The following is a 15,131-nucleotide window of genomic DNA, read 5'->3' on the forward strand; positions in this document are numbered from 1 at the left end:
GGCCGAACCGGTGCGGCGGAAGCTGCGCACGGCCGTCGTCGGGGCCGGGTTCATGGGGCGGGTGCACGCCGAAGCCGCGCGCCGGGCGGGCGCCGACATCGTCGCCGCGGTCGCGTCGCGGCCCGCGGGCGCCGAGGCCGCGGCCACCGAGGCCGCGGCCACCGCGGTCGGCGCCGAGCGCGGCTACCCCGACGTGGCGGCACTGCTGTCCGACGCCGCCGTGGACATCCTGCACGTCTGCACCCCGAACACCACCCACGCCGGGATCACCGAGGCGGCGCTGGCCGCCGGGCTCGCGGTGATCTGCGAGAAGCCGCTGGCCACGAGCCTCGCCGACGCCGAGTCGCTGGTGGCCGCGAGCGCGGGCCTGGTCGCCACGGTGCCGTTCGTCTACCGCTTCCACCCGATGGTCCGGGAGCTGCGCGCGCGGGTCGCCGCGGGTGAGGCGGGCATCCTGGCCAGCGTCACCGGCGGCTACCTGCAGGACTGGCTGGCCCGGCCGACCGACGACGACTGGCGCGTCGACACCGCCCACGGCGGCCCGTCGCGGGCCTTCGCCGACATCGGCTCGCACTGGTGCGACCTGTTCGAGTTCGCCACCGGCGACCGGATCGCCCGGCTCTCGGCGCGCACCGCGGTGGTCCGGGCGGGCAGGCCGACCGAGGACCTCGCCACGGTGCAGTTCACCACCGCGGCGGGCGTGCTCGGCGCGATCGTGGTCTCCCAGGTGGCCGCGGGCCGCAAGAACCGCCTGCACGTGGAGCTCTCCGGCACCGAGGCCAGCTTCGGCTTCGACCAGGAGGACCCCGAGCGGCTGTGGGTCGGGCGGCGCGAGGGCGGCCAGGTGCTGCTGCGCGACCCGGCGACGCTCTCGCCGTCGGCCGCCCGCTACGCCCGCCTGCCCGCCGGGCACGCGCAGGGCTACCAGGACTGCTTCGACGCCTTCGTCGCCGACACCTACGCCGCGGTCCGCGACGGCGAGGCCGCCGACGGGCTGCCCACCTTCGCCGACGGCCTGCGCGCCGTGCGGATCACCGAGGCGGTGCTGGCCTCCGCGGGCGCGGACGGGGCCTGGACGGAGGTCGGCGCGTGATCCGGCTCCAGGGCATCACCAAGTCCTTCTTCGGCGTGCAGGTCCTGCGCGGGGTCGACCTCGACCTCAAGCCCGGCGAGGTGCACGCGCTGATGGGGGAGAACGGCGCGGGCAAGTCCACCCTGCTCAAGGTGCTCGCCGGGGTGCACCGGCCGGACAGCGGCACCATCGAGGTCGACGGCCGGGCGGTGTCGTTCGGCTCGCCGGTCGACGCGCAGGCCGCGGGCATCGCGATCATCCACCAGGAGTTCACGCTGCTGCCGCACCGCAGCGTCGCCGAGAACGTCTACCTGGGGCGCGAGCCGGTGCGCGGGCTGCGCGTCGACCGCCGCAAGATGGTGGCCGACACCCGCGAGCTGCTGGACTGGCTCGGCGAGGACGGCATCGACCCCACCGCGCCGGTCGACCGGCTCTCGGTGGCGCGGCGCCAGGTCGTCGAGATCGTCAAGGCGCTCTCGACCGACGCCCGCGTGCTCGCCATGGACGAGCCCACCGCCGCGCTCGCCGACCACGAGGTCGAGCTGCTCTACGACCTGGTGCGCAGGCTCCGCGAGCGCGGCATCGCGATCCTCTACGTCTCCCACCGGATGCGCGAGGTCTTCGACCTCAGCGACCGGATCACCGTCCTCAAGGACGGCGCCTTCGTCACCTGCGCGCCCACCGCCGAGCTGACCTCCGAAACCCTCGTTCGGCACATGGTCGGCCGCTCGCTGGACGCCCTGTACCCGGACCGGGCCGACCGGGCGAACCTCGGCCCGGTCCGACTCACCCTGCGCGGCGCGGGCAACGACCGGGTTCGCGGCCTCGACATCGAGGTCAGGGCCGGGGAGATCGTCGGGCTCGCCGGGCTCCAGGGGTCCGGGCGCTCGGCCGTGGCCCGGGGTGTCTTCGGCATCGATCCGTTCACCCGCGGCGTGCTCGAAGTGGACGGTTCCCCGGTCCGGGTCCGCGGTCCGCGCCACGCCGTGCGCAAGGGGATCGCCTTCGTGACCGAGGACCGCAAGGGCAACGGGCTCGCACTGGGACAGTCCATCCGGGACAACACGCTGCTGGTGCGCCGGTCGGCCCTGCGATCGCGCAAGACCGCCGACCTCGCCGAGCTGCTCAAGGCCGTCGCCGTCGTCTCCCGGGGGCAGCACCAAGAGGTGCGCTACCTCTCCGGCGGCAACCAGCAGAAGGTCGTGCTGGCCAAGTGGCTGGCGGTGGACCCCAAGGTGCTCATCGTCGACGAGCCGACCCGGGGCATCGATGTCGGCGCCAAGCAGACCGTGCACCGGCTGCTGCGCGAACTCGCCCAGCAAGGCGTGGCGATCCTGATGATTTCCTCCGAGCTGCCGGAGCTGATCGGCATGAGCGACCGAATCCTGGTGATGCACGAGGGCGCCGTGGCCGGTGAGCTGCCACCGGGCGCCAGCGAGGAGGCCGTGATGGGACTGGCCACCGGGCACGAGGCCGGTGAGGTGGCGTGAGCGCCGTGCGGGACAAGCCGGTCGCCGCGAAGGCGCAGGCGAGGTGGGCCGCCAAGCGGCACATCAGCCCGACCGTGACCGTCTACATCGCGCTGGTGGCGATCCTCGTCGCGGGCAGCGTCCTCGTGGGGCTGCAGGGCGGCGTGCTGCTGAACGAGGGCGGCATCCTCAACATCCTCACCCGCGCGACCGCGCTGGGCCTGGTCGCCATCGGCCAGACCATGGTGATCCTCACCGGGTCGCTCGACCTGTCGGTGGCCTACCTGGTGGGCCTGTGCTCGCTCGTCGCGGCGCAGACGATGGCCGGGCAGGACGGGATGATCGTGCCCGGCGTGCTGCTCGCCCTCGGCGTCGCCGCGCTCGTCGGGCTGATGAACGGCCTGGTCATCACCGTGCTGAAGGCAAACGCGTTCATCGCGACCCTGGGCGTGGCGCTGATCCTGCGCGGGTACCTCGAACACAACTACACCGGTCCCGCGGGCGATGTCCCGCGCGCCTTCCAGCACCTGGGCTACGACCGCATCGGGCCCATCCCGATCGCCGCCGTGCTCATGCTCGCCATCGCGGGCGGGGCGTGGTGGTACTTGACCCGCACCCGTCCCGGGTACCACATGTACGCCGTGGGCGGGGACATCGAGGTCGCGCGCCTGTCGGGTGTCCGGACGAAGCGCACGATCGTCACCGCGCACGTGCTGTGCTCGGTCGCCGCGGGCCTGGCCGGGATCTTCCTGGCCAGCAGGCTCGGCTCCGGCGCGCCGTACGTCGGCACCGACGCGGGGTTCGACCTGGAGTCCATCGCCGCGGTGGTGCTCGGCGGGACGCTGCTGGCAGGCGGGCGCGGCGGTGTCGTCGGCACCATCGGCGGCGTGCTGATCCTGGCCACCCTGGACACCACGTTCGACGCCCTCGCCGTCGACCCGTTCTTCAAGGACGTGGTGCGCGGGGTCGTGCTCATCGTCGCGGTGGCGCTCTACGCCCGCCGCCTGCACTCCCGGAGGTCGACGTGACCTGGCGTCCCCGTCTGGCCCAAGGCACGGCGCCGGTGCTGGTCGTGCTCGCCGCGCTGCTGGTCGCGCTGGCCGTCACCGGCGCTGCCTACAGCGAGCCCAGCGGCTACCTGGCGCTGCTCAAGCGCGCCGCGCCGCTGATGATCCTGGCGGTCGGGCAGTTCTTCGTCATCGTCTCCGGCGGCTTCGACCTCTCCGTCGGCGCGCTGGTCACCGCGGGCGTGGTCATCGCCGCGCGGCTCATCGACGGGCAGGACTCGGCGACGGCGTGGGTGATCCCGCTGCTGCTCGGTTTCGGGCTGCTCGTGGGCCTGGTCAACGGGCTCATCAGCACCAAGCTGCTGGTGCCGTCGTTCATCGTGACCCTGGGGATGCTGCTCGTGCTCGACGGCGCGGTGTTCCTGTGGACCGGCGGCGCCCCGCGCGGCGCGCTGTCGCCGGGCTTTCGGGTGTTCGGCCGCGGCGGCGTGGACGTCCCGCTGCTCGGCCAGGTGCCGTGGTCGGTGCTGATCCTGCTGGTGATCGTGGTGGCCGCGGTGGCGTTCATGCGCAGCGGCACCGGTCGGGCGCTGGTCGCCGTGGGCGACAACGAGGACGCGGTGCGGCTCTCCGGCGGCCAGGTCGACCGGCTGCGGCTGCTGGCGTTCGTGCTCTCCGGCGTGCTCGCCGCGGTGGCGGCCATCCTGCTCGGCGGGTTCGCGGGCGTCAGCGCGCAGGTGGGGCAGGGACTGGAGTTCCGCGCCATCACCGCCGTCGTGCTCGGCGGCGTGCTGCTCGGCGGCGGACGCGGCTCGGTCGTGGCCGCCGCGGCCGGGGCGCTGTCGCTTGAGGCCCTGTTCACCCTGCTCAACCTGCTCGGCGTCGCGGGCGCGCTGGAGTCGGCCGTGCAGGGCGTCATCATCATCGCCGCGGTGGCCTACGCCGCCCTCGGCACCGACCTGCGGCACCGGTTCCGTGCCCGCTCCCAGACCCCCGCGGTAAGCAAGGAGAACAGATGAACAGGAAATGGGCGGTGGCCGCCGCCGTCGGCACGCTGGCACTGGCCGGGTGCTCCAGCGACCTTCCCGCCGACCCCGGCGCGGGTGCCGGTGCCAGCGGGTCGGCCGCCCCGGCGGCGAAGTCGGAGTTCTTCGACCAGGCCGAGTACGACCGGCAGGTGGGGTTCCGCTCGGCCACCCCGCAGGGCCCGGAGGGCAAGCCGTGGGAGCAGATGCTCGAGCCGCAGATGGTCGACACCGCCAAGTACGCCAAGACCGGTGACGTCCACCTGTGCTTCTCCAACGCCTCGGTCGACAACCCGTGGCGGCAGGTGGGCTTCAAGACCATGCAGCAGGAGGTGAAGCTGCACCCGGAGATCACGAAGTTCACGGTGCTCGACGCCGAGGCCAAGGACGACAAGCAGATCAGCGACATGCAGTCCTTCGCCTCCCAGGGCTGCAGCGCGCTCATCGTCTCGCCGAACACCACCGCGACGCTCACCCCCGCGGTCGAGGCGGCCTGCGCGACCGGGGTCCCGGTGATCGTCTTCGACCGCGGCGTCAACACCGACTGCCGGGTCACCTTCATCCACCCCATCGGCGGCTTCGCCTTCGGCGCCGACGGCGCGGAATTCCTCAAGGAGAAGGTCGCCCCCGGCGGCAAGGTCCTCGCCCTGCGCATCCTGCCCGGCGTCGACGTGCTCGAGCAGCGCTGGGCCGCGGCCAACGAGATCTTCGGCGGCAGCGAGCTGAAGGTGGTCGGCGTCGAGTTCACCGACGGCGACGCGGCCAAGACCAAGAGCATCGTCAGCGACTACATCCAGCGCGAGGGCAAGATCGACGGCGTGTGGATGGACGCGGGCGCCACCGCGGTGGCCGCCGTCGAGGCGTTCCAGGACGCGGGCGTCGAGCTGCCCGCCATCGTGGGCGAGGACCAGCAGGACTTCCTGCGGATGTGGGCCGACGAGGGCCTGACCGCGGTCGCGCCGACGTACCCGACCTACCAGTGGCGGACCCCGGTCATCGCCGCGCTGAAGATCCTCAAGGGCGAGCAGGTGCCCGGCGAGTGGGTGCTGCCGCAGCCGCGGATCACCCAGGAGAACGTCGCGCAGTACGTCAAGCAGGACATGCCGCCCCTGCACTACGCCATGTGCGGCTGCGAGACCATGCCCGGCTACCCGGCACCCTGGAAGTAGGTTTCCCATGCGGGGGATCGGCGTGAACACGTGGGTGTGGACCTCGCCGCTGACCGACGCGACCTTGGCCGCGCTCGCGGCCAAGGTCGCCCGGTGGGGCTTCGACGTCCTGGAGCTGCCGGTGGAGAACCTGGGCGACTTCTCGCCCGAGACCGCGGCGCGGGTGCTCGGCGACCACGGCCTCGGCGCGACGGTGTGCCTGGTGATGCCGCCGGGCCGGGAGCTGGTCGACGCTCCCGCAGGCGTCATCGCGTCCACACAGGACTACCTGCGCGCGGTGGTCGACATCGCCGCGGTGGTGGGCTCGCCGGTGATCGCCGGCCCCGCCTACGCCTCGGTCGGCCGGACCTGGCGGATGGGCGAGGACGAGCGGGCCGCCCGCTACGCCGAGCTGCGCGAGAACCTCGGGCCCGTCGCCGAGCACGCCCAGGCGGCCGGGGTCACGGTCGCGGTGGAGCCGCTGAACCGCTACGAGACCAGCGTGCTCAACACCGTCGAGCAGACGCTGACCGCCATTGACGGCCTGCCCGCCTGCGGTGTCGCCATGGACCTCTACCACCAGAACATCGAGGAACGCGACATCGCCGCCGCGATCCGCTCCGCCGCCGGGCGCGTCGCGCACGTGCAGGTGTGCGCCAACGACCGGGGCACGCCCGGCCGCGACCACCTGGACTGGCCGGGCATCATGGCCGCCATCGCCGACGCCGGGTACGACGGCCCGCTGTGCATCGAGTCGTTCACCGGCGAGAACGCCAGCATCGCCACCGCGGCGTCGATCTGGCGGCCCCTGGCGTCCACACAGGACGAGCTGGCCGTCGACGGCCTGCGCCACCTGAGAGAGGTGATCTCCTCCATCTCCGCCTGACCAGCTCATCACGGCGCCGGCACGCCGTTCGGATACGAAACGGATTGGCGAATGCGTTTACCCCTGATGCGAAGCGCCCTGTGCCTGCTGACCGCGAGTGCCGTCCTGACCGGCCTGAGCCCGGCCGCGGGTGCCCACCCCGGCCACGACGCCGACCCCGAGTTCCGTGCCCTGCTGTTCACCAAGGTGGCCGCGGGCGCCTACCGGCACGACTCCATCCCCGCCGCCGTGGCCCTGATCGAGCAGCTCGGCGCCGACCACCACTTCGACGTCGTGCACAGCGAGGACTCGGCGATCTTCAACGACGCCGACCTCGCTGATTTCGACGTGGTCGTCATGGCCCAGAACGGCGGCATGGTCTGGGACACCGACGCCCAGCGCCAGGCCGTGCGGACCTACGTCAACAACGGTGGGGGCATCGCCGCCATTCACAACGCCACCGACATGAACATCGAGGGGCAGTTCCCCTGGTGGGACGAGTTCGTCAACGGCGGCGCGCACATGACCGCGCACTCCGCGGGCGGGCTCACCGCGACCACCCACCGCATCGATGACGTGCACGAGTCCACGAAGCACCTCCCGGACCGCTGGCAGCGCGCCGAGGAGTGGTACAACTTCAAGCCGACCATGCGCGGCCAGGTGCACTCGCTGGTCGAGGTCGACGAGGACACCTACAACCCCGGCTCCGAGGCCATGGGCACCGACCACCCCATCTCGTGGTGCCGCGACGACGAGGGCGGCCGGGTCTGGGCGACCGCGATGGGCCACTCGGTCTCCTCCTACAGCGAGCCGCTGTTCGCCCAGCACCTGCTCGGCGGCATCCAGACCGCCGCGGGCGCCGTCCCGGCCGACTGCTCGGCCACTGTGGACTCCAGCTTCGAGAAGGTCACCCTCGACGACGCCACCAAGGCGCCGACGTCGCTGGACATCGCCCCGGACGGCCGGGTGTTCTTCACCGAGCTGCTGGGCCAGATCCGGGTGCACGACCCGGCCACCGGCAGCACCGCGACCGCCCTGGACCTGCCGGTGTACTCCGGCGGCGAGGACGGCCTGGTGTCGCTGGCGCTCTCCCCGGACTTCGCCACCAACGGGCACCTGTTCGCCTACTACTCCCCACCCGGGAGCGCGGAGGTCAACCGCGTCTCCCGGTTCACCGTGACCGGCAACGCCGTCGACGCCGCGTCCGAGGTCGTGGTCATGGAGATCCCCGCGTCCCGGCGCGAGGAGCCCGGCCACACCGGCGGCTACCTGGAGTTCGGTCCCGGCGGCAACCTCTACATCGGCGTCGGCGACGACATCAACCCGTTCCAGTCCAGCGGGTACGCCCCGATCGACGAGCGGGCGGGCCGCGACCTGTTCGACGCGCAGAAGACCTCGGCCAACACCAACGACCTGCGCGGCAAGATCCTGCGCGTGCACCCGGAGCCGGACGGCACCTACACCGTCCCCGAGGGCAACATGTTCGCGCCGGGCACGGCCAAGACCCGCCCGGAGATCTACGCGATGGGCTTCCGGAACCCGTTCCGGTTCAACGTCGCCTCCGACGGCACGCTGTACATGGCCGACTACGGCCCGGACGCGGGCGGCGACAACGCCACGCGCGGACCGGCCGGTCTGGTCGAGTGGAACGTGATCACCGAGCCGGGCAACTACGGCTGGCCGTACTGCGTGGCCAACAACATCGCCTTCAACGACTTCGACTTCGCCGCGAACACCTCGGGGGCGAAGTTCGACTGCGCCAACCCGGTGAACAACTCGCCGAACAACACCGGCCTGACCGCGCTGCCCGCCGCCAAGTCCGCCACCGTGTGGTACGGCAACGGCGCTGACGGCAACAAGTTCCCGGAGATGGGCTCCGGCGGCGAGGCCCCGATGGCCGGGCCGCGCTACGAGTACGACCCGGACCTGGCCTCGGACACCAAGTTCCCCGAGTTCTACGACGGCAAGCCCTTCTTCTACGACTGGACGCGCAACAAGGTCTGGCTGTTCAACCAGGACTCCGACGGCGCTCTGCTGACCATCGATCCCTGGTACACCAGCATGTCCACGCTCGCGCCGATGGACATGAAGTTCGGCCCGGACGGCGCGATGTACCTGGTCGAGTGGGGCGGCGGCTACGGCCGCGACAACCCCGACTCCGGCGTCTACCGGATCGACTACACCCAGGGCAACCGGCGGCCCGCGGCCAAGGCGAGCGCGACCCCGTCCTCCGGCGTGGCGCCGCTCGAGGTGCGCTTCTCCAGCGAGGGGTCGGCCGACCCCGAGGGCGCCGAGGTCACCTACGCCTGGGACTTCGGTGATGGGCAGACCTCCACCGAGGCCGCGCCCGCGCACGTGTTCACCGCCAACGGCACCTACAACGTGCAGCTGACCGTGTCCGACCCGTCGGGCAAGTCCGGGATCGCCAACGTCGCGGTCACCGTCGGCAACACCGCGCCCTCGGTGACCATGCGGTCGCCTGTGGACGGTGGGTTCTTCGACTTCGGCGACCGGATCGCGTTCGACCTCGACGTGACCGACCCGGAGGAGGACGTCGACTGCTCCCGGGTGGTCGCGCAGCCCGCCCTTGGCCACGACCAGCACGCGCACCCGATCGACCAGGTCAACGCCTGCTCGGGGGAGTTCACCACGCTGATCGACGACGGCCACGCGGATGCCGACATCTTCTACTCCCTGGACGCCAGCTACACCGACGGCGGCGCGAACGGCCAGCCCGCATTGGTTGGCCGCGACCTCGCGGTGATCCAGCCCAAGCACAAGCAGGCCGAGTACCACACCTCGTCCTCGGGCATCGCCGTGCAGGACGACCCCGCCGCCGAGGCGGGCAAGCGGGTCGGCGAGGTGTCCAATGACGACTGGATCGCCTTCTCCCCGGTGAACCTGTTCCAGATCGACGCGGTCGCCGCCCGGGTGTCCGGCTCCGGTGGCGGCATCGAGCTGCGCGCGGGCTCGGCGACCGGACCGCTGGTGGCCACGATCCCGGTCCCGCAGAGCGCGGGATACGTGAGCGTGCCGCCGGTTCCGGTGACCGACCCCGGTGGCACGACGACGCTGTACGCGGTGTTCAAGACCACGGCGAACAACCAGTTCACCGTGGACTCGCTCACCTTCGTCGGCAAGGGCGTCTCGGCCAACGCCGCCCCGCACGTGAGCGTGAGCGCCACGCCCGCGACCGGCGCGGCGCCGCTGGAGGTGCTGTTCGAGTCCACGGTGACCGACCCGGAGGGCGACGAGCCCTTCACCTACGCCTGGGACTTCGGCGACGGCGGCACGGCGGACACCCCGTCGGCCACCCACACCTACGCCCAGAACGGCACCTACACCGCCTACCTGACGGTGACCGACGCCGCGGGCCGGGCCAAGACCACCGGCGTCCCGGTGGTGGTGCGGCCCGCGCCGATGCCGCCGATCGAGTGCGCCGACCCGTCCTCCCTGGTGGACTTCTCCGACGAGTTCACCGGCGACCGCCTCGACGGCTGCCGCTGGGACGCGGTCCTGCGCGCCGACCTGCCGTCCATGCGGGTGGGCGACGGCGTGCTCGGCATCGACACGCTGCCCGGCGACATCAACGGCGGCGCCAACGAGAACCCGCGCAACTTCGTGCTGCAGAACGCCCCGCCGGGCAACTGGACGCTGGAGACGCGGATCAAGGCGCCGCTGGCCGAGCGCTACCAGCTGGCCGGGCTGATGGTCCACGGCAACGACGACGACTACGTGAAGTTCGACGTGGTCGCCGTCAACACCCCCGGCGCCGCGTCGTCCCTGCGCGCCGAGCTGGTCTCGGAGAACAACGCGCAGTTCGGCAACGGCGGCAACCGCTCGGTCGCCCTCGGCGGCACCGAGAGCGGCTGGTGGCACCTGCGGCTGACCAAGACCGGCAACACCTACGCCGGTGAGGTCAGCGACGGCGGGGTCAACTGGACGTCCCTGGGCGAGCCGGTGACCAACGAGGTGCTGAACCCGAGGTTCGGCGTCATGGCGATCGGGCCGCAGCAGACCAACGGGCCCGTGACCGTGGAGTTCGACTACTTCAGGGTGTCCGGTGTGGACACCACGGCGCCGGTGGTCAAGGCCACTGTGGACCCGGCGGCACCGGACGGGTCGGACGGCTGGTGGCGCACCGCGCCGACGGTCGCGCTGACGGCCACCGACGGCTCCGGGGTGGCCTCGACGCAGTACCAGGTCGACGGTGGGCTGTGGCAGGCGTACACCGCGCCGGTGGCCCTCGGCGAGGGCGCGCACACGGTGGCGTACCGGGCGACGGACGTCGCCGGGAACGTCTCCGCGGTGGGCACGGTGGCGGTCAAGGTCGACGGGACCAAGCCGGGGGTCGAGGTCGCCGGTCTGACCGACGGCGTCTCCTACGGCCACGGCGAGGACCGGGTCCTGGACTTCACCGCCACGGACGCGACCTCGGGGGTGGCGTCGGTGGTGGCCACCGTCGACGGCAAGGCGGTGGCCACCGGTCACCGGCTGGAGCTGTACCGGCTGGCCCTCGGCCCGCACGCGCTGGTGGTCAAGGCCGTGGACAAGGCCGGGAACGTGACGGAGCGGACGGTCACCTTCCACGTCACCACCTCGGTGCCCGACCTGCAGGCGATGGTCGACCGCTTCATCGCCGAGGGCCAGCTCACCTGGCGCGACGGCAGGCGGCTCGACGAACAGCTCGACGAGGTCCGCCGGTACCTGCACCAGGGCGATGTCACCCGCGCCATCCGCGGCCTGGAGAAGTTCCGCGAGAACGCCCAGCGGACGGTCCGCGACGCGACCGCGCGGACCGTGCTGGTCACCGACGCGGACGCGGTCATCGCCGCCCTGCGCGGCTGACCCAGAGACGGGGCGGTTGCCGGACCGCCCCGGGCCCCGGACCGGCCCACCTCACGGTGGCCGGTCCGGGTCGCCTGGCCCGTTCATCGCGGTCTGGGTTGTCCGGCTGGTCCATGGTGGTCGGTCTGGCCGCCTGACCATCCCGGGTCGCCTGGCTCGTTACTGATGGGTAATGTCGGGCCATGCCCTCCGGTCGTGAGTACGACATCGTCCTGTTCGGCGCCACCGGCTTCACCGGCGAGCTGACCGCCGAGTACCTGGCCAAGCACGCCCCAGCGGGCTGCCACTGGGCGCTGGCGGGCCGCAACCAGGCGAAACTCGCCGGTGTCCGGTCCCGGCTGGCGTCCATCGACCCGGCGCTGGGGTCGCTGGACCTGCTCACCGCCGACGTGACCGACCCGGCGTCGCTGCGCGCGGTCGCCGCCGCCGCGCGGGTCGTGATCACCACGGTCGGGCCGTACGTGCACTACGGCGACGCCCTGGTCGCCGCGTGCGCCGAGGCGGGCACCGACTACGTCGACCTGACCGGCGAGCCCGAGTTCGTCGACCAGAGCTACGTCCGCCACCACGCCGCCGCCGCGGCCTCCGGTGCCCGCCTGGTCCACAGCGCCGGTTTCGACTCCATCCCGTACGACCTGGGCGTGTACTACACCGTCGGCAAGCTCGCCCCCATCGACGGTCCGGTGAAGATCGACGGCTACGTCCGCGCCTCCGGCGACCTCTCCGGCGGCACCTTCCACTCGGCCATCACCGCGTTCAGCAGGATGAGGTCGAGCAACGCCGTCGCCAAGCAGCGCCGCTCCCTGGACCCCCGCCCCACCCGCGTCCACGGCGCGGGCCGCCCCCACCGCACCGACACCGGGATGTGGGCCCTGCCTGCGCCCACCATCGATCCCCAGGTCGTCCTGCGCTCCGCGGCCGCGCTGGAGCGCTACGGCCCCGACTTCACCTACGGCCACTACGTGGCGTTCACCCGCCTGCCGACCGCCGTCGGCGTGGTCGGCGGCCTCGGCGCCCTGATGGCCCTGGCCCAGGTCCCGGCCACCCGCAACTGGCTCCTGAACCGCCGCAAGCCCGGCGCGGGCCCGTCAGCCGAGAAGCGCGCCAAGTCCTGGTTCACGGTCCGCTTCGTCGCCACCACCCCCACCCGCCGCCTGGTCACCGAAGTCACCGGCGGCGACCCCGGCTACGGCGAAACCGCCAAGATGCTCGCCGAATCCGCCCTGTCCCTGGCCTTCGACGACAACCCGAAGACCTCCGGCCAGGTCACCCCAGCCGTGGCCATGGGCGACGCCCTCCTGACCCGCCTCATCGCGGCAGGCATCACGTTCTCGGTGGTGGAGGGCTGAGCAGCGCCTCGTGCAGGATCTCGACGGTCTCGGTCATCCCGTAGCGCTTCTCCAGGATGTCAAGGATGTCCTGCGGCTCAAGGAAGGGGCCGAACCGTCCACTGCGGCACGCGATGGTGCAGACCGCCTCGAAGGCGAGATGCGGGTGTTCCCTGGCGAGCATCGCGGTGAACTGACTTGGTGGCAGGACGGTCACGCCCGCGGGCATCAGGCCTGCGGGGAAGTGCTTGAGGTTGTGGGTGACGATCACGTCGGCCGAGCCGAGAACGGCGGCGGCCAAGACGTGCTCGTCCATCGGATCGGGCAGACCGAAGGTTCCGTCGAGTTCGTCGCAGCCGACCACCTCGGCATCGAACGCTCGGCGCATCTCGGCTACGAGGGCTTCAGCGCGCTGGACGGCCGCGGTGCGGCTCATGCCCCGCCCCACGAGCTTGTCTTCCTCGGCCGCCGCGAGTTCGTCGAGTATCGCCGAACTCCAGCGCGGATCGAAGACGCCCGCTTCTGCCAGTGTCAGGAGGAAGTCCCGCTGGATTCCGGGCCACAGCACGCAGGTGTCGAGAACCGCCGAAAGCACCGGGCAATGGTGACAGCGGCCGGCGTCACTCGTTCGAGATACCCCGGCGCCTCGCCACAGTGCGGCGGGCCTTTCGAAGGTGCTCTGTGGCGGCCTCGGAATCCTCGTCGAGGTCGTAGTTCAGGGTCAGGGACTCCATGGCTTCACGCTGCTCTGAGCGGCGCTCGTCCCGGTAGGCCATGAGGTCGGCCAGCCGAATGCGACGGTGACTGTTCACCTTGTCGTAGGGGATCTTGTTCTCATCGAGCAGTCGGATGACTGTCGGCCTGCTGACCCCGAGCAGCGTCGCCGCTTCCTGGGTGGTCAGCATCGCCGCGGTCGGCACGAGCGAGACGTTCATACCCCGGTGCAGGTCCTCGGCCACCCGGCGGACCAGGCGGGCCAGGTCCGCCGGGAGTTCGACCCGGTCATCGGGGTCGGCGCCGACCAGGTGGAAAGGCCCCTGCTCTGGGTCGTGCGCCTGGAAGAAGTCGAGGACCCGGGCAACCTGCTGCCCATCCTTCCCAGGCTGGACCACCTGGGCCTTTTTCTGTGCCGCCCGCATACCGCACCTCCTAGACGCACGAAACGTAACATCTTTCGTTTCGTGCGTCTAGCTGGCGAACGGCGGAGGCCCCCGCTGGTGTGCGGGAGCCTCCACCGTCAGGGCGTCAGAGTCGGAGCGTCAGACCGCTACCTCGCCGCGGCGGGCTGGGGCGCTGACGTCGTGGAGGAAGGTGGCGACCTCCTTGTACGAGGCCCAGAAGCCCATCTCCACGTAGGGGATGCCCTTCTCGGCGCAGTACTCCATCGTCAGTTCCCGGGCCCTGGCCAGGCTGCCCTGGGGCATCGAGGGGAACAGGTGGTGCTCGATCTGGTAGTTCAGCCCGCCGTACATGAAGTCGATCAGGGGGGACGGGTTGATGTTGCGGGAGGTCAGCACCTGGCGCTCCAGCCAGTCCAGGGTTTCCTCCTCGCCGTCGCGGATCTCCATGCCCTTGTGGTTGGGGGCGAAGATCATTCCGAAGTAGACGCCCATCACGGCCTGCTGGACCAGCAGGAACACCACCGCGAGGACCGGGGACAGGACCAGGAACAGGCAGGTCAGGTACACCGCGAGGCGCACGACGATCAGGGTGGCTTCCAGAACGGGGTTCTTGACCTCCCGGTCGCGGATCATCTTCACCGCGGTCTTCTGCATCTTGTACGACTCCAGGGTCAACAAGAGGAAGAAGAGCACCGACTGGTGCCGCACGATGAAGCGCTGCACCGGCGTCCTGGAGGCGTACTGCTTGATGTCGAAGATCGCCGTCCGCCGACCGATGTCCGGGTCGAGCGAGAGGTGGTTGGGGTGGCTGTGGTGGCGGTTGTGGTGGTTGACCCACCACCCGTAGCTGAACCCGTTGACGAGGTTCGCGTGGGTGTAGCCGACCACCGTCGCCGACGCGCGGGCCCGGAACATCGACTTGTGGCCCGCGTCGTGGAACATGAAGGACGCCTGGGCGCACCAGAGGCCGATCCAGACGGCGTTGACCACCTGCCACCAGGTGTCGCCCAGGACGAAGAACGCGGCGATGCCCGCGGCCAGCATCGCCAGGTTCACGCCGATACGCCGGTAGTACCAGCCCGCCTGGAGGTCCAGCAGGCCCTCCGCCTTGACCCGCCGCAGCAGTTCGGTGAAGGTCGCCGAGCCTGTGTTGGTGCTGACTTGCGTTGACTGCATGCCGTGACTCCTCAGCTAAACGGTGATCAGCCCGCGAGGGCCTCGTGCAGGGCGGCCAGGGTGTCGTCGGCG

General features: G+C 71.4%; 11 protein-coding genes. 8 read left to right on the top strand and 3 right to left on the bottom strand.

Going from position 1 to position 15,131, the window contains the following annotated elements:
• Positions 1–10 precede the first annotated feature (10 nt).
• The 8 genes from ACTG9Q_RS20980 (at position 11) to ACTG9Q_RS21015 (ending at position 12,783) form a co-directional block, all read left to right on the top strand.
• A complete protein-coding gene (locus ACTG9Q_RS20980) occupies positions 11–1,093 on the top strand; it encodes a Gfo/Idh/MocA family protein (RefSeq protein WP_455574536.1) in 1,083 nt (360 codons plus the stop codon).
• On the top strand, positions 1,090–2,562 hold the full coding sequence (locus ACTG9Q_RS20985; protein ID WP_455574537.1) for a sugar ABC transporter ATP-binding protein: 1,473 nt from the start codon (positions 1,090–1,092) through the stop codon (positions 2,560–2,562). The genes ACTG9Q_RS20980 and ACTG9Q_RS20985 overlap by 4 nt, the downstream gene beginning before the upstream one ends.
• 5 nt (positions 2,563–2,567) lie before the next feature.
• Positions 2,568–3,569, top strand: a complete 1,002-nt coding sequence (locus ACTG9Q_RS20990; protein ID WP_455574756.1) for an ABC transporter permease — start codon at positions 2,568–2,570, stop codon at positions 3,567–3,569.
• On the top strand, positions 3,566–4,567 hold the full coding sequence (locus tag ACTG9Q_RS20995) for an ABC transporter permease (RefSeq protein WP_455574538.1): 1,002 nt from the start codon (positions 3,566–3,568) through the stop codon (positions 4,565–4,567). Before ACTG9Q_RS20990 ends, ACTG9Q_RS20995 begins: the two co-directional genes overlap by 4 nt.
• Positions 4,564–5,742, top strand: coding sequence for a substrate-binding domain-containing protein (locus tag ACTG9Q_RS21000; protein ID WP_455574539.1), 1,179 nt, complete (start codon positions 4,564–4,566; stop codon positions 5,740–5,742). Before ACTG9Q_RS20995 ends, ACTG9Q_RS21000 begins: the two co-directional genes overlap by 4 nt.
• Positions 5,743–5,749: 7 nt before the next feature.
• Positions 5,750–6,607, top strand: coding sequence for a sugar phosphate isomerase/epimerase family protein (locus ACTG9Q_RS21005; protein ID WP_455574540.1), 858 nt, complete (start codon positions 5,750–5,752; stop codon positions 6,605–6,607).
• A gap of 51 nt (positions 6,608–6,658) precedes the next feature.
• Positions 6,659–11,434 carry a ThuA domain-containing protein gene (locus ACTG9Q_RS21010; protein WP_455574541.1) on the top strand — a complete coding sequence of 1,592 codons (4,776 nt, stop codon included), beginning with the start codon at positions 6,659–6,661 and terminating at the stop codon, positions 11,432–11,434.
• 182 nt (positions 11,435–11,616) lie between these two features.
• Positions 11,617–12,783: a saccharopine dehydrogenase family protein gene (locus ACTG9Q_RS21015; RefSeq protein WP_455574542.1), complete on the top strand. Its 1,167-nt coding sequence runs from the start codon at positions 11,617–11,619 to the stop codon at positions 12,781–12,783.
• Here ACTG9Q_RS21015 and ACTG9Q_RS21020 read toward each other — a convergent pair.
• The 3 genes from ACTG9Q_RS21020 to ACTG9Q_RS21030 all read right to left on the bottom strand — a co-directional run bounded on the left by ACTG9Q_RS21020 (position 12,758) and on the right by ACTG9Q_RS21030 (position 15,059).
• Positions 12,758–13,357, bottom strand: coding sequence for a PIN domain-containing protein (locus ACTG9Q_RS21020; protein WP_455574543.1), 600 nt, complete (start codon positions 13,355–13,357; stop codon positions 12,758–12,760). The two genes, ACTG9Q_RS21015 and ACTG9Q_RS21020, sit on opposite strands and share 26 nt — an antisense overlap.
• Positions 13,358–13,382: 25 nt before the next feature.
• Complete coding sequence (locus ACTG9Q_RS21025) at positions 13,383–13,901, bottom strand: helix-turn-helix domain-containing protein (protein ID WP_455574544.1); 519 nt, start codon at positions 13,899–13,901, stop codon at positions 13,383–13,385.
• A gap of 120 nt (positions 13,902–14,021) precedes the next feature.
• Complete coding sequence (locus ACTG9Q_RS21030; RefSeq protein WP_455574545.1) at positions 14,022–15,059, bottom strand: fatty acid desaturase family protein; 1,038 nt, start codon at positions 15,057–15,059, stop codon at positions 14,022–14,024.
• Positions 15,060–15,131: the final 72 nt, after the last annotated feature.

The organism is Actinokineospora lacus, from assembly GCF_053813445.1.

Bases quoted from the DNA above. Each gene is read 5' to 3' on its own strand.
- ACTG9Q_RS21015 (WP_455574542.1), top strand. From the start codon at position 11,617: ATGCCCTCCGGTCGTGAGTACGACATCGTCCTGTTCGGCGCCACCGGC.
- ACTG9Q_RS21030 (WP_455574545.1), bottom strand. From the start codon at position 15,059: ATGCAGTCAACGCAAGTCAGCACCAACACAGGCTCGGCGACCTTCACC.
- ACTG9Q_RS21025 (WP_455574544.1), bottom strand. From the start codon at position 13,901: ATGCGGGCGGCACAGAAAAAGGCCCAGGTGGTCCAGCCTGGGAAGGAT.
- ACTG9Q_RS21000 (WP_455574539.1), top strand. From the start codon at position 4,564: ATGAACAGGAAATGGGCGGTGGCCGCCGCCGTCGGCACGCTGGCACTG.
- ACTG9Q_RS21005 (WP_455574540.1), top strand. From the start codon at position 5,750: ATGCGGGGGATCGGCGTGAACACGTGGGTGTGGACCTCGCCGCTGACC.
- ACTG9Q_RS21010 (WP_455574541.1), top strand. From the start codon at position 6,659: ATGCGTTTACCCCTGATGCGAAGCGCCCTGTGCCTGCTGACCGCGAGT.